This window comes from Actinoplanes sp. L3-i22, from assembly GCF_019704555.1.
Lineage (GTDB): Bacteria > Actinomycetota > Actinomycetes > Mycobacteriales > Micromonosporaceae > Actinoplanes.
On the sequence record NZ_AP024745.1, the window covers coordinates 6098525 to 6120105 of the forward strand.

Consider the following 21581-nt stretch of genomic DNA (forward strand, 5'->3'; position numbering starts at 1 on the left):
TCGCCGGGTCTGATCCGTCAGGCGGCCTTCGTTCGGGGTCGGCCCCAGCGTTGTTGTCGTTCGCTGCGGATCCGGGCTCGTTCACGGCGTTGTGCGGTCAGGACGTCGGGGTGGCGGGCGTTGGCGTTACGCCATCGCAAGTATTTCTGCAGCTTGCGGGCCAAGACGGTGTGGTTCGGGTGGTCCGAGTTCGCCATGGTGAACATGCGCAAGGGCCCGAACTGTGCCTCGATCGGGTTCGCCCAGGACGCACTGGTCGGCGTGAGACACAACTCGACCTTGTTCCGGACCGCCCAGGCCCGGATCGTCGGCGTCTTGTTCGCCGACAGGTTGTCCAGGATGACGTAGATCGGGGCGCCGTCCGGCCGCGTCCTGCGGATCGTTTTCAGTGCGGACAGGGTGTGATCTGCGCCTTTGCGACGCCGGTTCACGCCCCAGAGCTGGTCGTCGCCGAGGCTGTAACAGCCGTGGAAGTAGCGGATGCCGTGCGTGCGGTGGTAGGTCGCCGGCAGTCGGTCCGGATGCGATTGTCGTGCCCAGCCGCGGCCGTGGTGCGGACGAATCGAGAGCGGCCCGAACTGGTCGAACGCGAAACACCGGGTGGGAAATCGGGTGGTGACTTCCTCGATCCGGTCGAGTTTCGCGTCGAAGTCCGGGTCCTTCGATTCCTTCCAGGTGCGGGTCCGCTGCCAGCTGACCTCGTTACGGCGCAGGATCTGCCGCAGCCGTTCCCGGCCGATCATGATCGGCCGGGCGGCGCCGGTAGCCAGGTAGTCGGCGAGTTTACGCAGGCTCCAGCAGGTGAAGGGCCGCCCGAGCGTGCTCGGGCGGGCCGTGGCCGTCGCGACGATGAATGCCTCATCGTCGTCACTGATCCGGCGGGGACGGCCTCCCGCCCACTGAGGGTCCAACGCACGAAGACCGATCTCGTTGAACGAGTGGATCACGTCCCGGACGGTGTCCTCATGCCCGGCGATCAGGCTCGCGATTGCCGAAACCGGCGTCCCGGACGCCGACGCCATGATGATCAACGCCCGGCGTACCCGGACCGAATCGTGCTTGCCCCTACGGACAAGTTGTTGCAGCTTGCGGCCCTCATCCTGCGTCAACCGCCGTGCCCTGACCGGCTCGGCCAACCTGCCACCTCACTCTCAACAACGCATGTCACCGCCGTTGAGAGTGAGCCGTCATCAGCAGTTACCGACGGAGGCGATCCGGCGTGTCACCGACCCGGTGAACGTTCGTGGTCAACGCACTAGGCGATACCGACCGTCCAGTTCTCCCCGTCGGCGCCGGCGCTGCACGCGTTGAAGGCGTGCTCGCCGGAGACACAGACCCGGAAGGTGACCGTGCGCCCGGCGGTGAAGTCGTGCGGGAACCGGACCGTCTCCCCCGGCTCACGACTGGCCGCATGGGTGCCGGTCTGCAGTGTCCCGTCGGTGCGAAGATACCGGTATTCCAGATAGGCCCGCCCGTCCGAACCGGCCTGCTTGGTCACCGCGAAACTGTCGCTCCGGGCATCGAAACGCGCCTCCGCCAGCAACCTGCTGTCGCGGTCGAAGACCTGCGCTGTGGACGACACCGCGGGCGGCGAGAAGCCCATCGTCACCGTCGACACGGCAAGCAGAATAATGCTGTTCATCGCTGACACCTCCGCACGACACGGCCTTAGGGTTGTCGGCCAAACCGGAGGTAACGATCTTGTACCCGCCGCTCTATCGGATGAAACCCGAAATCCGCTCAGCGACCAGATCCGGCGAGTGCGCGGGCAGGTCGTGCGACGCGCCGGGCACGATCTCGACCCGCGCGGCCGGCAGCACCCGGCGGACCCGCGCGGCGACCTCGATGGACGAGTAGAGCGCGCTGTGCTCGCCGAGCATCATCAGCGTGGGCACGGTCAGGGCGGCCAGCTCGGCGTCGGTCACCGTGTCCGGCAGCGGCAGGCGCCGGCGGAACCGCATGGCCAGCGGCAGGAGGCGGATCAGATTCTCGTCACGGAGCACGGCGTTGCGTACCAAAGGGGAAAGCCGGCGCCGCAGCGGACCGGGAGCGAGCCCGGCGATCGCGCCGGCCGCCAGCCAGATCCAGAACTTGGCGCCGAGGCGGCCGAAGCCGCCCGGATCGAGCAGCGTCAGGCTCGCCGCGCGGCCGGGAAAGGCCAGCTCATGCCGCAGCACCGCCCAGCCGCCATAGGACATCCCGACCAGGTGGGCCCGTTCCACGCCGAGCCCGGCGAGGGTCTCCTCGAGCGCCGCGGCGACGTCGCCGGCGTCCCGGATCGGCCGGGTCTGGGACGCCTCACCCGGCTCGCCGATCGGGTCGAGCGCGATGACCGGATGCTCGCGGCCGAGGGTCTCGACATACCGATACCAGGTCAGGGCGTTGCCGGTGGAGCCCGGCACGAGCACGACCGGCACACCCTCGGCCGCGCCACTGCGGAAACCCACCGCTTCGCCGTAACCGGTGCGGACCCGGACCGGCACGACCGGCGAGGGCCAGAGAAGATCAAAGGCTTTCCGGTACGGCGTGAGGAAGCGCTCCCGGGCGGCGGCCGGCGCTCCCCCGCCGCCGCGTGAGTTCGTGACGGCGACGCTGCTGGCCGTGCTGCCCACCGACCCGGAGGGCGTGCGGATCTCCCGGACCTGGGCGGCGTTCTACAGCCTGGTCCTCGCCGAGCCGGACCTGATCCGGCACGGCGCCCGGTACCCGGACTTCATCGAGCGCCTGCTCGCCGAGCAACTACGGCTGGCCGCCCGCCCGGAGCCGGAGCTGACCGCCGCCGGCCTGCTCGCCCTCGCCAACGGCCTGACCTCGAGCATCCTGGGCGGGCAGCGCGACGCCGCGGCCGCCGAGGCGGTGCTGCGGCACCAGCTGGACCTGATCTTCGGCTGAGCGGTCAGCCGCCCGGGACGTCGGTCAGGCAGAACTCGTTGCCGGCCGGGTCCAGCAGGACCGCCCAGCCGGTGCCGCCCGGGCTGCGGTGGTCGTCGGACAGGGTGGCCCCGGCCGCGATCAGGCGCTCGATCTCGGCGTCCCGGCCCAGGTCCGGCGACTGCAGGCAGACGTGCACCCGGTTCTTGACCCGCTTCGGCTCCGGGACCCGCTGGAAGTAGAAGTTCGCGCCGTCCGGCACCACGATGACGACCTCGTCGTCACCGGGGGCACAGTCCGGGTCGACCGGGTGGCCGAGCACCTCGCTCCAGAAGACCGCCAGGACGTACGGATCGGCACAGTCGAACGCGACGTTACGGACGATAGAGGTCACCGCCCGGACTCTACCGAGCCCCGCCACCGCCCGGAGGCCGCGCGGGCCGGGAGGGGATCTCAACTCGGGCTCCGATCCGCCGATGTCCCCGGCATGAGTCACGTCAGCAGCGAGCGCTGGTTCGGCACCGGACACAGCACCCTGAGCGACCCGGCCGCCGCCGGCGCCGAAGCGGCCACCGCCGCTCTCGCGGGGCGGGAGCCGGCGATCGTGTTCGTGTTCTGCTCGATCGGCTACCAGGTGCCGGAGCTGTTCGACGCGCTGCGCGGGCAGATCGGGGCGGACACCGTGATCGTCGGGTGCAGCACCTCCGGGCAGCTCGCGGACGGACGGGTGAGCCGGTCCGGGGTGGCGGTCACCGCCTGGGGTGGGCCGGGCTTCGCCGTACGCACGCATGTGGCCCGAAGCGTGACCGGCCGCCTCCGTGAGGCGGGCGCGGAGGCCGCGTCCTGCCTGGCCGCCGTCGACTCCGGGCACCGGGCGCTGCTGATGATCGCGGACGGCGTCACCGGGAGCCAGCACGAGGTGGTGCGGGGCGCGTTCTCGGTGGCGGGCGCCGCGGTCCCGCTGGTCGGCGGCGCGGCCGGGGACGAGCTCACCTACGTCCGGACCTACCAGTTCCACGGCGGCCGGGACGGCGTGGAGATCCTGTCGGACGCCGTGCTCGGCATCGCGATCGGCTCGGACCGGCCGCTCGGCGTCGGCATCGCGCACGGCTGGCGCAAGGACGGCGACGCCCTGGTCGTCACGAGCAGCCGCGAGGGCCGGGTGCTGGAGCTGGACGGCGAGCCGGCCCTGGACGTGTTCCTGCGCCGGATGGGCGTCGACGAGTCCGCGCTCGACGACGCCGCCGCCTTCCGGGAGCTGGCCTTCCACCACCCGCTCGGGCTGTCCCGGCGCAGCGGCGAGGACATCCGGGTGATCCACGACGGGGACCGGGCCGACCGGGCGCTGATCTGCCTGGCCGACGTGCCGCAGGGCGCGCTCGCCTGGCTGATGACCAGCACCCACGACTCGCTGCTGGACTGCGCCGGCGACGCGGCCGCCCAGGCGGTGGACGCGCTCGGCGGGGAGCCGGCGCTGGGCGTGCTGGTGTTCGACTGCGCCGGCCGGTGGATCAAGCTCGGCGAGGACGGCGTGCAGCAGGAGAACGCCGAGTTCGGCAAACGGCTCGACGGCGTCCCGTACGGCGGTTTCTACAGCACCGGCGAGATCGGCCGGACCCGTGGCGCGATGGGCATGCACCACTTCACCCTCGTCACGTTCGCCCTGGCCTGACGAGAGCGGGGACGGCACGATGAATCACTGGTCCACCCATCAGCTCACCGAGTTCTTCGCCGCGGTCTGCGCGCCGCAGCAGGAGGGCTCCGCGATCATGGTCGCGGTCGAGCGGGCCACCGAGGTGCTGGAGACCGAGATCGGCGCGGTGCTGCGCGACGGGCGGGTCGAGGTCGCCTGGGGCGTCGGCCGCGAGGTGCTGGAGGCCGCGCTGAACGGCGACGAGCGCCCGGCCGTGCTGACCATTCCGGGGCTCGGCGAGCTGCACGTGACCACCGCCCGGTTCGGCGGCAACCCCGGCGGGGCGCTGCTGGTCGCCCGGGAGACCGACCCGCTCGAACCGGAGGAGCGGCAGCTCCTGCAGGCCATGGCGCAGACCATCGGGCTGGCCCTGACCAACATCAGCCTGCTGACCGCCGAGCGCGCGCTGCGCGAGGAGCGGGAGCGGGAGGCCGCCGAGCGCCTCGCCCTGCTCGACTCGCTGCGCGAGGCCCGGCACGACTCGCTGACCGGCCTGCCGACCCGGGTGCTGTTCCTGGAGATGCTTGCCGACCGGCTGGCCGGCAACACCCCGACCAGCGTGCTCTTCATCGACCTGGACCGGTTCAAGGCGGTCAACGACAGTCTCGGGCACCGGGCCGGCGACGAGCTGCTCGGCCTGGTCGCCGGGCGGATCCGCGGCTGCCTGCGCCCGACCGACACCGCGGCCCGGATCGGCGGGGACGAGTTCGCGGTGCTGCTCAGCGACTGCGAGGCGGAGCACGCGGTCCCGGTCGCGCAGCGCCTGATCGACGCGATCAAGGTGCCGTTCGCGGTGGCCGGGCAGGAGGTGTTCATCGGCGCGAGCATCGGCATCGCGGCCGGCCCGGGCGGCGCCCCGGGCGAGATCCTCGGCAACGCCGACGTGGCGATGTACCGGGCCAAGACCGCGGGCTCCGGCCGGGTGGTGCTGTTCGAGCCGCAGATGCACGCCGAGGCGCTGGCCCGGCTGACCCTCAACGGCGACCTGCAGCGGGCGCTGACCCTGGGCGAGTTCCGGCTGCAGTACCAGCCGCTGATCGACCTGGGCACCGGCCGGACGGTCGGCGTCGAGGCCCTGGTGCGCTGGCAGAACCCGGACCGCGGCTACGTCTCCCCGGCCGACTTCGTGCCGATGGCCGAGGAGACCGGGCTGATCGGCGACCTGGGCCGCTGGGTGCTGAACACCGCCGGGCGGCAGGCCGCGGTGTGGCGCCGGACCCGGCCGGACCTGGGCCTCAACATCAACGTGTCGGGGCGCCAGCTGACCGACCCGGCGTTCGCGGCGGACGTCGAACGGATGCTCGGCGACACCCGGATGCCCCCGGAGGCGGTCACCCTGGAGCTGACCGAGTCGGTGCTGATGACCGACCCGAAGATCGCCATCGCCTCGCTGCGCGACCTGCAGGACCTGGGCGTGGACGTGTCCATCGACGACTTCGGGACCGGCTACTCGTCACTGTCCTACCTGCAGCGGCTGCCGGTGGACGAGTTGAAGATCGACCGGGCGTTCATCAGCCGGGAGAACCCGACCACGGCCGACCTCGCGGTGATCCGGACGATCGTCGAGCTGGCCCGGACGCTGCGGCTGCGGACCGTGGTCGAGGGCATCGAGACGGAGGCGCAACGCAACGCGATGCGACTGCTCGGCTGCGATCTGGGCCAGGGCTATCACCTGTGCCGGCCGGTGCATCCGGAAGATCTGCTGGCCAGCCTGGGCACGGGTGAGTCGGTGCAACGGGCAGCGTGAGGCGGTTCCGGAACCGAAATCCGGATACGTCAAGATACTCACCGTCGTGTGAGTACAAGGGGGCGTGTGTGGCCGAATCCGACGATGAACGGCGCTCGCGGTCGCGGGCCGAGAATCTGCGGCTGACCCGGATGCCGTCCCTGCCACCACGGCCGGGGCCGGCCGCGCCGTTGACCTCGGCGCCGCCGCCCCCGCCCCCGCCTCCGCCCCCTGCCGTGCCGGCGCCGCGCCGCCGGGGCCGGAGCGGTCTGCTGGCCGGGCTGCTCGTGCTCGTCGCCGCGGCGGGCGCCGGGGTCGCGTACCGATGGCAATCGGACGCCGCCGCGAGCCCGGCGCCGTCCGCGCCGACCACCTTCCCGGCGGTCTCGGGCCCGGCCGAGGAGCCGTCCGGACCGGCCGGCGGCCCGGTGGCGGCGGCCGGATCCCCGGCGCCGCTGCCCCCGACCGCCCCACCGGCCCCGATCAAGAGCGCGCAGCCGGCCGGCAAGCCGAACCCGGCCGGGGCCAACCTCGCCCTGCGTGGCGTCTGCACCGCCTCGGGCAGCGAGTCCGACCCGTGGCTGCCGAAGTACGCCTGCGACGGCGACCCGGACACCCGCTGGTCGAGCGCCTTCACGAGCACCCAGTGGATCCGCGCCGACCTGCGGGCGCCGTGGCGGCTCACCAGCGTGACCCTGGTCTGGGAGCGGTCCTACGGCGCGAGCTACCGGGTCGAGACGTCCCTGGACGGCAAGAAGTGGACGAAGATCTACTCGACGACGACCGGCCGGGGCGGCACCGAGGAGATCCCGGCGAAGGGCGCGGTCGCCCGCTACGTCCGGATGGTCGGCCTGAAACGGGTCAGCGAATACGGTTACTCCCTGCTGGAATTCGAAATTCGCTAAAACCTTCCTTCGGTACGGCCGGAGCAGCGCACCGTTGTCGACCATGGACAGCGTGTGCGGCCATGGGGAAGCCGGGTGCTGTCCCGGCCCGGCTACGCCACCGGCCGCAGGGTCCTCGAGCGGGCCGCCTGATAGGGACAACCGGCCGCCTCGAAGGCGGCCGCGGTCGCCAGCACCCGGTCGTGGTCGCCCGCGAGCAGCGCGTCGGCCCGCTCGACCAGGGCCGCCGCGACCGGGTTGCCCTCGACCACGTCGCGCGCCACGGCGATCCGGGCCGCCGCGTCCGGCGATCCGGCCAGGACCGCCGCCTCCGCCCGCAGCGCCACGTACCAGTGCAGCCAGATCCAGGTGACCCACTTCCAGATCTCGTCCGGCGCCAGGGCGGTCCGTTCCGCGGCCTCGGTAGCCCGCCCCTGGTCCAGCAGCAGGATCGTGTCGAAGACCGCCCCGAACCCGTACGTGTACTCCGGGGTGATCCCCATCCGCTCCACCACGGCCTGCCACTCCGCCTGCTCGGCCGGGGACGACCGCAGGCCGTGGACCAGCGCGACCGCGGCCGCCGCCGGTGCGAGCGCCGGCGACGGCGGTCGTCCGGCCCGCTGCCACGCCTCCCGGAACCGCTCGCTCACGGCCAGGGCCTCGTCCAGGTTCCCGGCCAGCACCTCGGTGACCAGCAGCCAGCAGGTGGCCCGATGACCGACCTCGGTCAGCATCGGATGCCCGGCCAGCTGCCGTCCGGCCCGCCGGGCGCCCGGCAGATCCCCGGCCCCGAGCGCCGTCTCGGCCGCCATCCCGAGCGCGTCCAGCCGCTCGTGCGCCACCGCCGGGGTCTCCGGCAGCGGCGCGAGCAGCCGGACCCGCCGCCGCGCGGTCGCCGCCGTCGCGAACGTGTCCCCCGCCCAGCTGTGCGCCCCGATCAGCGCGTCCAGCGCGGCCGACTCCGCGAGCGGGTCACCGAGGTCATGGGCAAGGTCAACAGCCCGCTGAGCGCGGGCGATCGTTTCCGGTACGGCGTTCTCCACCGGCCCCTGAGCGGCCCCGAACGCGTCCGACAGCACCCCGGCCTCGGCCAGCGCCACCGCCGCCCGGGCGACCGGCGAGTCCCCGGCCAGCTCCCGCGCCGAGGCGACCAGGCCGAGCGTCTCCGCCCGGTCCGGCAACCGCTCGAACTTGCCCCAGAACCGGTACGCGCTGGTCGCCGCGACCGCCAGGTCCCGGGCCGCGTCGGCGCGCGACGGCGTCACCGCGGCGGCCGCCCGCAGGTACCGGTACATGTCGTCGCCCCGGATCCGGCACCCGGCGACCGCGGCCGCCTGCCGGAACATCTCGGCGGCCACGGCCGGGTCGGTGGCCAGCCCGGCGGCCTGCTCGAACCGGATCTGCGACTCGGCGGTGAGCTGCCGCGCGAAGGTCAGCTCGGCGAGCTGCCGGGCGAGCTCGAAGTCGGACGCCCAGTCCTGCGCCGCCCGCAGGTCGTCGGCGATCGCGTCGAAGCGGATCCGCCAGTCCGGCCCGGTCCCCGCGAGCGCGCCGGCCTGGGCCTGGCACCAGCGCAGATGCCGGGCCCGGGCGTCGTCGAGTTCGCCGGCCAGGGTGAGCCGCTCACCGCCGTACTGCCGAATGGTCGTCAATAATCGGAACTCGGTCACCTCGGGCCCGGGCGTGACGGTCAGCAGGCTCTGTTCGGCGAGGCGGGCCAGGCCGTCGGCGGTCGCGCCGGCGACCTCGGCCGCGGCCGGCAGCGTGAACGGCGCGACGAAGACCGCGAGCCGCCGCAGCAGCGCCTGATCATCCGCGGACAGCAACGCGTGGCTCCAGTCGAGGGCGGCACGGACCGACCGGTGCCGTTCGTCGCTGCGGGAGCCGCCTTCCAGCATCCGCAGCGGGTCGTCGAGGCCGGCGGTCAGCCCGTCCAGGCCGAGCGCCGGCCAGCGCGCCGCGGCGATCTCGATGGCCAGCGCCATCCCGTCGAGCCGCCGGCAGAACGCGGCGATCGGGTCGCGCAGCGCGTGGTTGGGCGGCCAGCTCGCGGCGGCGGCCCGGTCCAGGAACAACGCGACCGCGTCCGAGTCGCCCTCACCGTCGAGGGAGAGCGGCGGCACCGGGAAGACCCGCTCGAACGGGACCACGAGCCGCGCCCGGCTGGTGGCCAGCACGGTCACTTTCGGACACGTGCGGAGCAGTTTCTCCAGGAACGGGGCGACGCCGTCGCGGACCTGCTCGCAGTTGTCCAGCAGCAGGAGCACCTCGCGGTCGGCGAGGGCGTCGACCACCGACTCGTCCATCGCCCGGCCCAGCTGCTCGCCGAGGCCCATCGCCGCGGCGACCGCGGCCGCGACCACGCACGGGCCGGGCCCGGTCACCGGGACCAGGTCGACGAACCAGACGCCGTCGGCGTGCTCGCCGGCGATCTCCGCGGCGACCGCCAGGGCCAGCCGGGTCTTCCCGACGCCGCCCGGCCCGACCGCGGTGACCTGCCGGTTCTCGGCGAGAAGTGCGCGGAGCCGCGCGCTCTCGGCGGCCCGGCCGACGAACGACGTGAGTGGCGCCGGCAACGCCGGCCGGGCCGCGGGACCCCTGACCGCGGCGAGCGCGCGCCGGTCGGCGACGTCGAGTTTCCGCAGCAGCGCGGAGACGTGACTCTCCACGGTGCGCACCGAGATGAACAGCCGCGCGGCGATCTCGGCGTTGCTGAGATGCTGCCCCACCAGGGCGAGCACCTCGCCCTCCCGGGCCGAGACATCCGTGGTCGTCATGGCGTCATTATCCGCGCCCGGCACGGATGCCGGAACGGACCGCGCGACGCGAGGATCAGAGCATGCGTGAACTGCTGAGACATCCGGTGATGCCGGGCCTGCTGGTGTCGGCGCTCGGCGACGGGATGAGCCTGGTCGCGGTCGCCTGGCTGGCGGTCCGGATCGCGCCGCCCGGGCAGGCCGGGGTGTGGACCGGGCTCGCGGTCGCCGCCTACGCGCTGCCGGCGTCGATCGGCGCCGCCGTGCTGTCCCGGTTCATGCGCGGCCTGCGGGCCGCCCGGCTGGTCGCCGCCGACGCGACGCTGCGGGCGGTGGCGCTCGGGGCGGTGGCGACGCTCGCGGTCACCGGTCATCTGAACCCTTCGCTGTACGTCGTCCTGCTCGCCGTCTCGTCGCTCCTGCACGCCTGGGGCAGCGCCGGGGCGTACACCCTGGTCGCCGAGCTGTTGCCGGAGGAGCAGCGGGTGGCCGGCAACGCGCTGCTCTCCACGTTCACCCAGGCGTCGATCGTGGTCGGCCCGGCGATCGCCGGCGCGCTGACCGGGCTGGCCGGGCCGGGCTGGGTGATCGGCGCCGACGCGCTGAGCTTCGCGGTCCTCGCGGTGGCGGCGTGGTCGGTCTCGGCCCGGCGGGTGGCGGCGACCGAGTCGGCGGCCGGGGCGTGGGCGACGATCCGGGCCCGGCCGCGGCTGCTCGGCCTGCTCGTCGTCACGATGGCCTTCTTCTTCCTGTACGGGCCGGTGGAGGTCGCCCTGCCGGTGCACGTCGCCGAGGACCTGCACGGGTCGGCCGGGCTGCTCGGCCTGTACTGGACGGTGTTCGGGGTGGGCGCGACGGCCGGGGCGCTCGGCGCCGGGCTGCTGGCCCGCTTCCCGCCCCGGTACGTGGTCGTGGCGATCATCGTCGGCTGGGGTGCCGCCCTGGTCCCGCTGGGGCTGTTCGACGCGATCTGGCCGGGGATGGCCGGGCTGGCGTTCGGCGGGCTGATCTGGGGGCCGTACACGGCGATCTCCACGGCGCTGTTCCAGCGCGGGACGCCGCCGGCCGCGATCAGCCGGGTCCTCGCGGCCCGGGCGGCGCTGACCGTACCGGCCACCTCGGTCGGCACGGCGCTCGGCGGGCCGCTGGTGTCGGTGCTCGGCGCGCAGGCCGTCCTGTTGCTGTCCGGGCTGGTCACGGTCGGTCTCGGGGTGGCCGTCGGGGTCGCGGTCAGGGGCCGGCTCGGTGGCCGGTTCCGTGGTCGCCACGGATGCGCGCGGAGTCCCCTGACCGCGAGGCTGGGTGCACCGAACGAACTGGAGGAGTGACCATGACTCAGGGGATCAAGACCGTGCTGCACTCGGTGTCCGACCTGGACGCGGCGAAGGCGTTCTACACCGTCCTGCTCGGGATCGCGCCGCAGACCGACACCTCGTACTACGTCGGCTTCGACACCGGCGGCCAGCACATCGGGCTGCTGCCGGCCAAGGGCGACGTGGCGGCGCCCGTCGTGTACTGGGCCGTCCCGGACATCGCCGCCAAGGTCGCCGAAGTGACCGCGGCCGGCGGCGTGGCCCGCGAGCAGCCGCACGACGTCGGCGGCGGCCGGCAGGTGGCCACCGTGACCGACCCGGACGGGACCGTGCTCGGCCTGCTCCAGGACAGCTGACCGATGAGCCGCCGGATCCGGGTCTTCCACCGCTGGACGTCCGTCGTCTTCACCGCGACGGTGATCATCACATTCGTCGCCCTGGCCCGGGAGGAGCCGATCGTCTGGGTCTCCTACGTGCCGCTGGTGCCGCTCGCCCTGTTGCTGTTCACCGGGCTCTACCTGTTCAGCCGGCCGTATTTCCGGCGCCGCGCCGCGAAGTAGCCGCCCGTGTCCGAGCCCTCGCCACCCGGCGGGGGCTCAGCGCGTCTCCGGGGATCCTCGCCACCCGGCGGGGGCTCAGCGCGTTTCCGGGGATCCTCGCCACCCGGCGGGGGCTCAGCGCGTTTCCGGGGATCCTCGCCACGTCCCGCCGTAAAGCGAACGCTCGTTCTTGACACGACACACCGTCTGCTCCTAGCTTGAAAACGAATGGTCGTTCTCTTTTAGGAGTTGTCATGAACCCGGCCCCGACCCCGTGGCCGCGCGTCGCGGCCACCGTCGCCCTGCTCACGCTGATCATCAGCGTGCTGCTGACCGCGTTCGCCTGGCCCGCCGCGCGGTCCGCGGTGCACGACGTGCCGATCGCGGTCGCCGGTCCCCCGGCCGCCACCGCGCAGGTCACCGCCGCCCTGGCGAAGAACCGCCCGGGCGCCTTCGAGGTCACCGCGGTCGCCGACACCGCCGCGGCCGAGGCCGCGATCAAGAACCGCGAGGTGTACGGGGCGATCGACCTCACCACCGGATCCCCGCAGGTCCTCACCGCCTCCGCGGCCAGCCCGGTGGTCGCGCAGACCCTGCAGGCGGTGGCGACCGCCCTGGCCGCCTCTCCCGCCACCACGGCCGGCGCCCCCGCCACCACGGCTGTCCCGGTGCGGGACGTCGTCCCGCTGCCGGCCGACGACCCGCGCGGCACCGGGCTGGCCGCGGCCGCGCTGCCGATGGTGCTCGGCGGCATGCTCGCCGCGGTGCTGCTCACCGCCCGGGTCCGCGGCACCGGCCGCAAGGTCGCCGGGGCGCTCGGCTACGCGGTGCTCGGCGGACTCGCGATGGCCGCGATCCTGCAGTTCTGGCTCGGCTCGCTGGAGGGCGACTACCTGGCGAACTCCGGCGTGATGGCGCTGAGCCTGGCCGCCACCGCGCTGACCATCCTGGGCTTCGAGTCGCTGCTCGGCACCGCCGGGTTCGGGCTCGGCGCGGTGATCATGATGCTGCTCGGGAACCCGCTCTCCGGCGCGACCAGCGCCCCGGAGATGCTGCCCGGCTGGTCCGGCACGGTCGGCCAGTTCCTGCCGCCGGGCGCGGCCTCGACGCTGCTGCGCTCGGTGGCGTTCTTCGACGGCAACGGCGCCCTGCGGCCGCTGGTCGTGCTGTTCGCGTGGCTGGCGGCCGGCGCCCTGCTGTGCCTGGTCAGCGGCTTGCGCTCGACCCGCCGCGCCGGGGTGGACGAGGCCGCCGAGCAGTCCCGGCCGGTCGCCGTCCCGGCCTGACCGGCACGACCGGCACGTACCACGCAGGGGCCGCCGCTCATCGGCCTCATGATGACGCCACATTGACGTGTTGACTTGACATGACGTTCTTGGTCAACGATGACGCTGCGCCGATCCATACAGTCAAGTCAACACGTCAACATGTTGCGGGAGCGGCACCGGGCAGTGACCCCGGCCCCTTTCCGGCGACCGGACGGATCGCGTTCACCCAGCGCCACTAGCGTGAGACGGATGAGCCTGCCGGCGGACAGCCATGTGCACAGCGAGTGGTCGTGGGACACCCTGACCGGGTCGATGGAGGGCTCCTGCGCGCAAGCCGTCGCGATCGGCCTGCCGGTGATCGCGTTCACCGAGCACGTCGACCACACCCGCTGGGCGGTGCCGACCGACGGGCCGTACCGCAGCGACAGCCTGACCGCCGCCGCCGACGCGGACGGCCTGCTCACCCCGCCCCCGTTCGACGCCGAGGGCTACCTCGCCGCGATCGAGCGCTGCCGGGACCGCTTCCCCGGCCTGCGCATCCTGACCGGCCTGGAGATCGGCGAGCCGCACTGGTACCCGGACCAGATCGCCAAGATCCTGGCCGCCGGCCCGTTCGACCGGGTCCTCGGCTCGCTGCACTGCCTGCCGGACGGGGCCGGCCACGCCGAGCCGTGGGCGCTGTTCCCGCATCGCGACCCGGCCGAGCTGGTCCGGGAGTACCTGGCCGAGATCCCCCGGATGGTCGCCGGCAGCCACCCGTTCGCGGTGCTGGCGCACATCGACTATCCGCTGCGGTTCTGGCCCGCCGATCGGTCCGGGCCGTTCGACCCGGAAAAATTCAAGGACGAGTTTCGGTACGCGTTGAAGGCCACCGCCGAGTCCGGCCGCGCCCTGGAGATCAACACCCGGATCCCGCTGGACGCCACGATCCTGCGCTGGTGGCACGAGGAGGGTGGCGCCGCGGTGAGCTTCGGCAGCGACGCGCACCAGCCCGAGCTCGTCGCGCACGGCTTCCGGGAGGCGGCGGCGATGGCGGAGGCGTTCGGATTCCGGGCGGGGCCGACGCCGTACGCGCTCTGGGGTCGAAGCTCGTAAATCGGTAGCCACGGGCGCTTCCGGACGCTAGACACTCCCGGTGACGGATCGTCGGAAACTCATCGCGCTCGGCCTGGCCCTCGCGGTCGACATGCTCGGCAGCGGTCTGTTGCTGCCGGTCTCGCTGCTCTACTTCACCGAGGTCAGCGGGCTGGGGCTGAGCACGGTCGGCCCGCTGCTGAGCCTCGGGGCACTGGTCTCGCTGCCGGTGCCACTGCTCGTCGGGCACGTCGCGGACCGCACCCGGCCGCTCTCCCGGATTCTCGCCGCGCAGCTGCTGCAGGGCGCGGCCTACGCGGCGTACGTCCTGGTCAGCGGCCCCGGCACGCTGCTGGCCGTGGCGATCGTCGCGGCCGTCGGGCAGCGCCTGTTCTGGTCCTCGTTCTTCTCGGTCGTCGCCGGCCTGGCCGAGCCCGGCGAGGACGGCCGGCGGGCGGATCGCCGGTTCGCGCTGGCCGGCATGATCCAGATGGGCGCGACCGGGGTGGGCACGCTGATCGGCGGGCTCGCGGTGGCGTACTCGTGGTACCAGGCGGTCGTCTACCTGAACGCAGCCAGCTTCCTGCTCTCGGCGGCGCTGCTGCTGCTCGTGCCGCGCGGCGCCCTGCCGTCGCCGGCTCCCGCGACCGGTGGCGGATACCGGCTGATGCTGCGTGACCGGCCGTATCTGCTGCTCATCGCGGTGAACACAATCTACGCGCTGTGCAGCATCTTCATCGGCGTGGCGGTGCCGGTCTACCTGATCGACGGGCTGTCCGCGCCGGCCTGGATCGTCGGGCCGCTGCTGGCCGCGAACACCGTGCTGCTCGCCACCGGCCAGCGCCTCGCGGTCCGGCTGGTCCGGCCGCTGTCCCGGGCCCGGGCGCTGGTGCTGGCCGGCCTGCTCTGGGTGGTGTGGGCGCTGGTCTACGCCGCGGCGGCGGGCGTGCCGGGCTGGGCGCTGATCCCGTGCCTGCTGGCCGGAATGCTCTTCTACGCCGGCGCCGACCTGATCCACGCGCCGATCTCGAACGCGCTGTCGTCGGCCGCCGCGCCGCCCGCCCAGCGCGGCCGATACCTGGCGGTCTACCAGTACACGTTCGCGTTCGCGAACATCCTGGCCCCGACGTTCTTCACCGCCCTCTACTCGACCGGCCCGGCAGTTCCCTGGCTGGCCCTCGCCGTCGTGGCAGCAGCCGCCTCCGCCCTCATGTGGACCCTCCACACCCCCATGTCCGCCCGCGAGAAGGTCCCCGCATAACACCCCCTGCTTGTGTCTAGTCCCGGTTTTTGGAAGAGTCCGGCGGTGATCACGCCGGGGTCTGCTACTCAGGGTGTGATCGACCTTCGGTGGCGCCGGGACTTCCGCCGGCGCTGGGCGGCGTTCGCGGCGAGCGAGGCCGGCAGCGCGTTGGGGTACTCGGCGTTGCCGATCGTGGCGATCCTGGTCCTCGACGCGTCGGACCTCCAGGTCTCGACGCTGACCGTGCTCGCCGGCGTGGTGGGCGCGGTGGTGGCGCTCCCGCTGGGCCCCTGGATCGAGCACCACCGGAAGCTGCCGGTGATGGTCGCCGCGGATCTGCTGCGGTTCGTGGCGATCGCGTCGGTCCCGGCGGCGGCCCTGCTCGGCATCCTGACCTACGGCCAGCTCTGCCTGGTCGCGGTGGTGCAGATGGCGGCGCGGCTGGCCTTCAACTCAGCCGGTGCCGCGCAGTTACGGACGCTGGTGCCGGCCGAGCATCGCGCGGCGGCCAACGGCCGGCTCGAGACGACGTTGTGGACCGCTCATTCGATCGGCAATCCCGCTGGTGGTGCTCTCGTCTCGGGGATCGGCGCCACGGCCGCGATGGTTCTCGACGCGGTCAGTTTCCTGGTCTCCGCGCTTCTGCTGGGCCGGCTGCGGGGGACCGAACCGCAGCCGCCGCCACGGGCCGGGAAACACCACTGGGCGCACGACGTCACGGCCGGATGGCGCTACATCGCCGGGCATCGGGGGCTGGCCGCCCTGTTCGGGAACTCCATCATCTTCGGGGGCTGCATCATGGCCGTCAGCCCGCTGCTGGCCGTCCTCGTCCTCCGCGATCTCGGCTTCGCCGCCTGGCAGTTCGGCCTGATCAGCGGCGTGTCGGCGGTGGCCGGGATCCTGGGATCGATGCTGTGCAAGCCGCTGACGTCACGGTTCGGCGGGCATGCGGTCCTCCTGCTCGCCGGGGTCGGCCGCAATCTGTGGCTCTGGCTCATCCCGTTCGCCCCGGCCTCGACCGGCGGGCTCGTCATGATCGTCACCTCGGACTTCCTGCTGATCTTCTTCGCCGGCATGTTCAACCCGACCTTCGCGACCTACCGCATGAACGCCACCGACGACGCCCACATGTCCCGGGTGACGCTGGCGTGGTCGATCACCACCAAGGCGCTGCAGCCGGTATTCATTGCCGCCGCGGGCGCACTCGCCGCCGCCACCAGCGCGAAGACCTCCCTGACCGTGCTGGCCGTGGTGCTGCTCGCCGGCACGGCCCCTCTCCCCTGGCGCCGCGTCCCGGCCGGCTGAGCCACACCAGCGACATCTCGACTCTGGGTGGGCGTGCGGCCGACGCGCTTCCCTCGACGACCTGACCGCCGTGGCCGCCGAACTCAACAACTGTCCGCGCAAGATTCTCGGCTGGGATACCTCCACCCAGCGGTTCACCCGAGCAGCCTGATCGAATATCCGACAAGGAAGCACAAAGCGCTCTCCTGCCGATGAGAGAGCGACAGCCGCGAAGCAGGAACCGGTGAAAATCGCCGCCGGGATAATTGCCTAAAAGCCGCTGAGAGCGGGAATCTCTGATTCCCTGCCCCAGTTCACGACTTGGGGCAGGCCTTCGCGGAAATCCGCAAGAGAAACAGCATCAACGTCGAGCTTGATCGTGCTGATCTCAGCTAGTCCGACGGCCGCTGAGGCGTCTGGCGATATCGTCAAGGTCAGGTCCGCGCCAGCCAGGTTCGCTGAGCGCAAGCCACCGTAGTGGGTTCGGCCATCGCCCGTGGTGAGGCAGTAGGTGTCGAAACCGAGTCGGACGTCCTGCTCGTCCGGCTCGTAGTCAGTGCGTTGAAACATCAGTGCAAAGCCTGACCCATCGGGCTCTTCAGCGAAGCCCGCCTCGTCGACCTCGAACCCCGCAACTATCACCCCGCGAATTTGCATCCGGACTCCCACTGAACCGTCATGCTGCCTCATCGTCAGCGCCACTCGAACCAGAACATCATGGCGATGCCGGCTTGGTGCTGCGCTCGCGAGAACGGGCTCCAGAACGCACTGATCTGTCCGATGGGCGACCTTTCGTGACGCGGCTGGGACAGCGGTTCTTGGGAGACAGCGGTCTTGCGGTTGTCTCATCGAACTGACGTGCGGCGGTGCTCCACGGGATCATGGGCTCTGTGGATCGCGTCCCACCGGAGCCGTCCGTGCTCGGCGGTCGGCTGTCACCGCTCGGCTGGAGTGCGGGCTTCCTGGAGGCGCCGATCGAGCCGGCTTCGGAGAGTCTGCTCGCCTGGCGCACTGCTCTCGAGGTGCCGTACAAGGTGAGCAGAAGCCGAGCACCCTGGCCCGACCTCCTTCTCGCGCTGGAACCGCTGGAGACGCCGTGGACCAGTGAGGTTTTGGCGTCGCACGGGGCGACCTGGACTGCTTACCTCAACAACGACATCAGCGGCGGCGATCCTTTCCCCGCCACGAGCTACCTCGCCAAGCTCATGGACGTGCGGTGGGTGATCGCCACCCACCAGCCGATGACCTCCGACGGGCATGCCTCGACCCAGCTATGGCTCGGAGGACCAAACGGCGAACCACCCCTGAGCTACGTCCGCACTATCGCCGCTCATGCCGAGGATCGCCGCTGGTCATGGGAAACCTCCGGTCAGGTGCAGGACTTCGAGAGGCCGGCCGCATACCGGGCCGGGAAGATCAGTGAGCGGTTCACTCGACCCCTGCTGCTGGAATACCTTCAGGCTCTCGGCATCGCTGCCGACGACGATACTCAGTACGGCGCTGCCGTCATTGTGAAACGTCGTACGGCTTGGCGTCCCTGGCGACGTTCCCGCCGGCTTACCCTGCGACAAGCTCGACAAAGCGAAAAATGATCGCCTCAAGCTCGGTAAGCGCGCACAACGGCACTTATCGCTGTGCGGCGCGCCGGACTCGAACCGGCTCATCACCGACTGCTTGGATTCTGGGCGGCAGCTAGCGCACTTCCCACTTGCTTTCACCCGACGCGTGAGCAACAGGCTGTCCGTGCCGCGCTGGAAGCGCCAACAGCGCCCTCTCCTGCCGCGATTCGCGTTTGTCTGGCGGGGCCGGCTGCTGTCCGGTGCTGACGGCGCTCTGGTGCCATCGCAGAGCTCAGCCTCGTAGATGCTCGTCCGGAGTGGTGTGACGACCGCCGGAATCCGCCCTGGCTCTCCGGCACGAAGCCACCACGGCAACACTTGTGATCAGCCGAGGAGCTGGTCGCCGAGTGGGGTGCGTTCGTAGAGGAGGCGACGGCCGGCGCGGGTGGTGGTGAGCAGGCCGGCGTCGCGGAGCGTCGTCAGGTGGTGGGACGCGGTGGCCGGGGCCAGGCCCAGGTGACCGGCGACGTCGCCGGTGCTGGCCGGGGCGGCGAGCAGGGTCAGGACCGCAGCGCGGGTCGGGCCCAGCAGCGCGGTCAGGGTGGCGGCCGGCGCCGGCGGGGACTGCCACAGGTTGCCGTAGCCGCGCGGGGCGTACCAGAGCGCCCGGCCGGTCGTGACCGCGTACATCTCAGGCCCGGCGAAGCCGGTGGGTAACAGTGCCATGCCCGCCCCGCCGGACCACTCGCCGGTTTTGTGCGGATATTTCAGGAGCAGCGCCGATCCGTCCCAGGCGAGCCGGGGATGCAGGCTGTCGATCATCGCGCGCGGGCTGCGCGCGGCGGCCACCCGCATCCGCCCGGCGATCTCGGCCTCGGCCGACGCGCGCAGCCGCGGCCACAGCGGCGCGATCGCCACGTCGTGATACGCCCGGACCTCGGCGAGCAGCGTCGTCATACCCGCCCGCGGGTCGCGCGCGAAGGCGACGATCTCCGGCGGCGCCGCCTGGCCGGTCCACCCGTCCAGAACCTCCCCGACCACCCGGTCCAGCGGCGTCGCCGCGATCATCGCGAACTCGTCGTCGAGGCGCGGCCGGGCGATCGGCGGCACCGGGGTCAGGAAGTCCGGGGCGTAGCCGCGCGGGCCGAACAGCACCGCCCGCAGCGTCGGCCACTGCCCGAGCGCCGCCGAGACCCGGGCCGACCAGGCCGGCGACACCCACGGTGCCGGGCCGGCACGCAGCACGAACGCGCTCGCGACCAGCTCGGCCATCGGCGAGTGCGCGAACCGCAGGCCGGCCAGATCGGCGGCCCCGAACTCCCACGCGATCACCCGACCATTCGAGCACGGTCGAACGGCTGCGGGCCAGGGGCCTCCCCCGCCTAGCGTCCGGGCCATGGAATACACCCGACTGGGCCGGACCGGCCTGACCGTCAGCCGGCTCGCGCTCGGCACGATGAACTTCGGCTGGCAGATCGATGAGGAGCGGGCTCACGCCGTACTCCATCGTGGTTTTGATCTCGGGGTGAATCTTGTCGACACGGCGAACATGTACGGTCGCGAGGACGGTGACGGGCTCAGCGAGCGGATCATCGGGGGCTGGCTGGCGAAAACCGGGAACCGGAACCGGACCGTCCTCGCGACCAAGGTCTACGCGCCGATGTCGGACGACCCGAACGACCGCGGCCTGTCCGCGCGCCACCTCGTCGCGTCCTGCGAGGCGTCGCTGCGGCGGCTGCGCACCGACTGGATCGACCTCTTCCAGCTGCACCACGTGGACCGCACCACGTCCTGGGAGGAGATCTGGCAGGCCATGGAAACCCTGACAAACCAGGGCAAGATTCGGTACGTCGGTACGTCGAACCACGCCGGCTGGCACCTCGCCCGCGGGCAGGCCGCCGCCGAGCGCCGCCACCACCTCGGCATCGTGTCCGAGCAGGTCAAGTACAACCTGCTGACCCGGCACGCCGAGCTGGAGGTGTTGCCCGCCGCGGCCGAGCTGGGCATCGGGATCCTGCCCTACTCCCCGCTGCACTTCGGCGCGCTGTCCGGCGCCCTGCGCAAGCAGCGCGAGGGCGTCGCCGGGCGGACTGTCCTGCACGCGCCGGACCGGGTCGAGCCGCACCGGGCTGCCCTGGAGCGCTTCGAGAAGCTCTGCGCCGAGCTGGGCGAGCAGCCGGCCGCGGTGGCGATCGGCTGGCTGCTGTCCCGCCCGGAGGTCACCGCGCCGGTGCTCGGCCCGCGCACCCCCGAGCAGCTCGACGTGCTCCTGGACGCGCCGCTGTCCGCCGAGGTCCTGGCCGCGCTAGACGAGATCTTCCCGCCGATCGGCAACGGTGGTCCGGCTCCCGAGGCCTGGGCCTGGTAGGGCGGCCAGGAAGCGGAAGAAGTGCGGGTCGAAGCGGGCCGGGTCGGCCGCGGCCAGCTCGGCGCGGGTCCACCAGCGGACGGCGGTGAACTCGCCGTCGTCCGGGCGCAGCTCCTCGTCGCCGGTGCAGGCCAGGGTGTACCAGAGGCTGACGTCGGTGTGCCCGTGGTCGATCCCGACCGTGCGGGTGATCGTCAGGAACCCCGGCGTCCCGGACAGCCCCGCCGCGCCCAGCCCGAGCTCCTCCTCGATCTCCCGCCGCGCGGTGACCGCGGGGTCCTCGTCCGGCTCCACGTGACCGCCCGGCGGCAGCCACAGCCCGGCGTTGATGTGCTCGACCAGCAGGATCCGGCCGTCGGCGGCGACCGGGACCACGTAGGACACCAGGTGCTGCGGCGGGGACGCCGGCTTGACCCGGCGGAAGACGTCGCCGGTGCCGCTCAGCCACGTCAGGGCCTGCCGCCGATGATCGGCCGCCAGCTCGTCCGAGGGCTGCAGACGGGAGACCAGGCCGTGCACGAGGGCGACCGATTCACGCATCCGGGAATGGTGCCACGAGCGTCGCGGCGAGCGCGGTCAGGCGCGCGCGATCCGGTTCGGACAGGCGCGCGGTCAGCTCGGCGATCCGCCGGGCCACCTCGGCCGTGCACTCGCGGGTGAACCGCCGGCCGAGCGGCGTCAGCTCGACCAGCACGGCCCGCCCGTCGTCCGGCGACGGCAGCCGGCGGACCAGCTCGCGTTTCTCGGCCCGGCTCACCAGGCCGGTGATCGACGACTTGTCCAGGCCCAGGTGCCGGCCCAGCTCCAGCATGCCGGGTGTCCGGTCGCGCAGGATCCCGAGCATCCGGACCTGGACGATCGACAGGTCGTGCTCGGCGCCGACCGCGGTGAGGATCCGCTGGATCTGGAAGGAGAGCTGCACCAGCGCGTCGGTCGGGTCCACGACACCAGCCTACTTGCATTTAGTACGTGGCACCAACTACCTTGCTTTTAGTACGCGACA

The 21581-nt window shown here is 72.3% G+C and carries 22 protein-coding genes; 13 read left to right on the forward strand and 9 right to left on the reverse strand.

Annotation, left to right across the window (positions count from 1 at the left end; all coding sequences use genetic code 11):
- Positions 1-17: 17 nt before the first annotated feature.
- From L3i22_RS27395 to L3i22_RS27405, 3 genes are all read right to left on the reverse strand, one after another.
- On the reverse strand, positions 18-1136 hold the full coding sequence (locus L3i22_RS27395) for an IS630 family transposase (RefSeq protein ID WP_221320408.1): 1119 nt from the start codon (positions 1134-1136) through the stop codon (positions 18-20).
- A gap of 119 nt (positions 1137-1255) precedes the next feature.
- A complete protein-coding gene (locus tag L3i22_RS27400; RefSeq protein WP_221320409.1) occupies positions 1256-1642 on the reverse strand; it encodes a hypothetical protein in 387 nt (128 codons plus the stop codon).
- A 73-nt stretch (positions 1643-1715) separates the two neighbouring features.
- Positions 1716-2447, reverse strand: coding sequence for an alpha/beta fold hydrolase (locus L3i22_RS27405; protein WP_221320410.1), 732 nt, complete (start codon positions 2445-2447; stop codon positions 1716-1718).
- 79 nt (positions 2448-2526) lie between these two features.
- Between L3i22_RS27405 and L3i22_RS27410 the strand changes: the two genes are divergently transcribed.
- The gene (locus L3i22_RS27410; protein WP_221320411.1) at positions 2527-2892 is read left to right on the forward strand and encodes a TetR family transcriptional regulator C-terminal domain-containing protein; all 366 of its coding nucleotides are present in this window, start codon (positions 2527-2529) and stop codon (positions 2890-2892) included.
- A gap of 4 nt (positions 2893-2896) precedes the next feature.
- Here L3i22_RS27410 and L3i22_RS27415 read toward each other — a convergent pair whose 3' ends face one another.
- Positions 2897-3265, reverse strand: a complete 369-nt coding sequence (locus L3i22_RS27415; RefSeq protein WP_221320412.1) for a VOC family protein — start codon at positions 3263-3265, stop codon at positions 2897-2899.
- 93 nt (positions 3266-3358) lie between these two features.
- On the opposite strand from L3i22_RS27415, the gene L3i22_RS27420 reads away from it, so the two are divergent.
- From L3i22_RS27420 to L3i22_RS27430, 3 genes are all read left to right on the forward strand, one after another.
- The gene (locus L3i22_RS27420; protein WP_221320413.1) at positions 3359-4543 is read left to right on the forward strand and encodes an FIST signal transduction protein; all 1185 of its coding nucleotides are present in this window, start codon (positions 3359-3361) and stop codon (positions 4541-4543) included.
- Between the two features lie 19 nt (positions 4544-4562).
- Positions 4563-6311 carry a bifunctional diguanylate cyclase/phosphodiesterase gene (locus L3i22_RS54415; protein WP_221320414.1) on the forward strand — a complete coding sequence of 583 codons (1749 nt, stop codon included), beginning with the start codon at positions 4563-4565 and terminating at the stop codon, positions 6309-6311.
- A gap of 68 nt (positions 6312-6379) precedes the next feature.
- The gene (locus L3i22_RS27430; protein ID WP_221320415.1) at positions 6380-7195 is read left to right on the forward strand and encodes a discoidin domain-containing protein; all 816 of its coding nucleotides are present in this window, start codon (positions 6380-6382) and stop codon (positions 7193-7195) included.
- Between the two features lie 92 nt (positions 7196-7287).
- Here L3i22_RS27430 and L3i22_RS27435 read toward each other — a convergent pair whose 3' ends face one another.
- Complete coding sequence (locus L3i22_RS27435) at positions 7288-9951, reverse strand: LuxR C-terminal-related transcriptional regulator (RefSeq protein ID WP_221320416.1); 2664 nt, start codon at positions 9949-9951, stop codon at positions 7288-7290.
- A gap of 62 nt (positions 9952-10013) precedes the next feature.
- Between L3i22_RS27435 and L3i22_RS27440 the strand changes: the two genes are divergently transcribed.
- The 7 genes from L3i22_RS27440 to L3i22_RS27470 all read left to right on the forward strand — a co-directional run bounded on the left by L3i22_RS27440 (position 10014) and on the right by L3i22_RS27470 (position 16672).
- Positions 10014-11258, forward strand: a complete 1245-nt coding sequence (locus L3i22_RS27440) for an MFS transporter (RefSeq protein ID WP_255657168.1) — start codon at positions 10014-10016, stop codon at positions 11256-11258.
- A gap of 2 nt (positions 11259-11260) precedes the next feature.
- Complete coding sequence (locus L3i22_RS27445; protein ID WP_221320418.1) at positions 11261-11599, forward strand: VOC family protein; 339 nt, start codon at positions 11261-11263, stop codon at positions 11597-11599.
- Positions 11600-11602: 3 nt separating this feature from the next.
- Positions 11603-11803, forward strand: coding sequence for a hypothetical protein (locus L3i22_RS27450; protein WP_221320419.1), 201 nt, complete (start codon positions 11603-11605; stop codon positions 11801-11803).
- Positions 11804-12036: 233 nt separating this feature from the next.
- A complete protein-coding gene (locus L3i22_RS27455; protein ID WP_221320420.1) occupies positions 12037-13068 on the forward strand; it encodes an ABC transporter permease in 1032 nt (343 codons plus the stop codon).
- Between the two features lie 231 nt (positions 13069-13299).
- On the forward strand, positions 13300-14145 hold the full coding sequence (locus L3i22_RS27460; RefSeq protein WP_221320421.1) for a PHP domain-containing protein: 846 nt from the start codon (positions 13300-13302) through the stop codon (positions 14143-14145).
- Positions 14146-14185: 40 nt separating this feature from the next.
- Positions 14186-15385 (forward strand): MFS transporter, encoded by a 1200-nt coding sequence (locus tag L3i22_RS27465; protein ID WP_221320422.1) that lies wholly within the window; start codon positions 14186-14188, stop codon positions 15383-15385.
- A gap of 75 nt (positions 15386-15460) precedes the next feature.
- On the forward strand, positions 15461-16672 hold the full coding sequence (locus tag L3i22_RS27470) for an MFS transporter (protein ID WP_255657169.1): 1212 nt from the start codon (positions 15461-15463) through the stop codon (positions 16670-16672).
- A 249-nt stretch (positions 16673-16921) separates the two neighbouring features.
- Here the strand turns inward: L3i22_RS27470 and L3i22_RS27475 are convergent, their stop codons facing one another.
- Entirely contained in the window at positions 16922-17308 is a 387-nt protein-coding gene (locus tag L3i22_RS27475; RefSeq protein ID WP_221320423.1) for an Imm10 family immunity protein, read from the reverse strand.
- Between the two features lie 233 nt (positions 17309-17541).
- Here L3i22_RS27475 and L3i22_RS27480 point away from each other — a divergent pair, with 233 nt between their 5' ends.
- The gene (locus tag L3i22_RS27480; RefSeq protein WP_221320424.1) at positions 17542-18243 is read left to right on the forward strand and encodes a hypothetical protein; all 702 of its coding nucleotides are present in this window, start codon (positions 17542-17544) and stop codon (positions 18241-18243) included.
- 351 nt (positions 18244-18594) lie between these two features.
- On the opposite strand, the gene L3i22_RS27485 is transcribed toward L3i22_RS27480, so the two are convergent.
- The gene (locus L3i22_RS27485; RefSeq protein ID WP_221320425.1) at positions 18595-19542 is read right to left on the reverse strand and encodes a winged helix-turn-helix domain-containing protein; all 948 of its coding nucleotides are present in this window, start codon (positions 19540-19542) and stop codon (positions 18595-18597) included.
- A gap of 64 nt (positions 19543-19606) precedes the next feature.
- Here L3i22_RS27485 and L3i22_RS27490 point away from each other — a divergent pair, with 64 nt between their 5' ends.
- Entirely contained in the window at positions 19607-20578 is a 972-nt protein-coding gene (locus L3i22_RS27490; protein ID WP_221320426.1) for an aldo/keto reductase, read from the forward strand.
- Here the strand turns inward: L3i22_RS27490 and L3i22_RS27495 are convergent.
- Together L3i22_RS27495 and L3i22_RS27500 are read right to left on the reverse strand one after the other, a co-directional pair.
- Positions 20516-21118 carry an NUDIX hydrolase gene (locus tag L3i22_RS27495; protein WP_221320427.1) on the reverse strand — a complete coding sequence of 201 codons (603 nt, stop codon included), beginning with the start codon at positions 21116-21118 and terminating at the stop codon, positions 20516-20518. The two genes, L3i22_RS27490 and L3i22_RS27495, sit on opposite strands and share 63 nt — an antisense overlap.
- A complete protein-coding gene (locus L3i22_RS27500) occupies positions 21111-21521 on the reverse strand; it encodes a MarR family winged helix-turn-helix transcriptional regulator (RefSeq protein WP_221320428.1) in 411 nt (136 codons plus the stop codon). Before L3i22_RS27500 ends, L3i22_RS27495 begins: the two co-directional genes overlap by 8 nt.
- Positions 21522-21581: the final 60 nt, after the last annotated feature.

What these genes read in the sequence shown, in the direction of transcription:
- L3i22_RS27400 (WP_221320409.1), bottom strand. Translation starts at nt 1,642, where the DNA reads ATGAACAGCATTATTCTGCTTGCCGTGTCGACGGTGACGATGGGCTTC.
- L3i22_RS27420 (WP_221320413.1), top strand. Translation starts at nt 3,359, where the DNA reads ATGAGTCACGTCAGCAGCGAGCGCTGGTTCGGCACCGGACACAGCACC.
- L3i22_RS54415 (WP_221320414.1), top strand. Translation starts at nt 4,563, where the DNA reads ATGAATCACTGGTCCACCCATCAGCTCACCGAGTTCTTCGCCGCGGTC.
- L3i22_RS27435 (WP_221320416.1), bottom strand. Translation starts at nt 9,951, where the DNA reads ATGACGACCACGGATGTCTCGGCCCGGGAGGGCGAGGTGCTCGCCCTG.
- L3i22_RS27440 (WP_255657168.1), top strand. Translation starts at nt 10,014, where the DNA reads ATGCGTGAACTGCTGAGACATCCGGTGATGCCGGGCCTGCTGGTGTCG.
- L3i22_RS27445 (WP_221320418.1), top strand. Translation starts at nt 11,261, where the DNA reads ATGACTCAGGGGATCAAGACCGTGCTGCACTCGGTGTCCGACCTGGAC.
- L3i22_RS27450 (WP_221320419.1), top strand. Translation starts at nt 11,603, where the DNA reads ATGAGCCGCCGGATCCGGGTCTTCCACCGCTGGACGTCCGTCGTCTTC.
- L3i22_RS27455 (WP_221320420.1), top strand. Translation starts at nt 12,037, where the DNA reads ATGAACCCGGCCCCGACCCCGTGGCCGCGCGTCGCGGCCACCGTCGCC.
- L3i22_RS27460 (WP_221320421.1), top strand. Translation starts at nt 13,300, where the DNA reads ATGAGCCTGCCGGCGGACAGCCATGTGCACAGCGAGTGGTCGTGGGAC.
- L3i22_RS27475 (WP_221320423.1), bottom strand. Translation starts at nt 17,308, where the DNA reads ATGCAAATTCGCGGGGTGATAGTTGCGGGGTTCGAGGTCGACGAGGCG.
- L3i22_RS27490 (WP_221320426.1), top strand. Translation starts at nt 19,607, where the DNA reads ATGGAATACACCCGACTGGGCCGGACCGGCCTGACCGTCAGCCGGCTC.
- L3i22_RS27495 (WP_221320427.1), bottom strand. Translation starts at nt 21,118, where the DNA reads ATGCGTGAATCGGTCGCCCTCGTGCACGGCCTGGTCTCCCGTCTGCAG.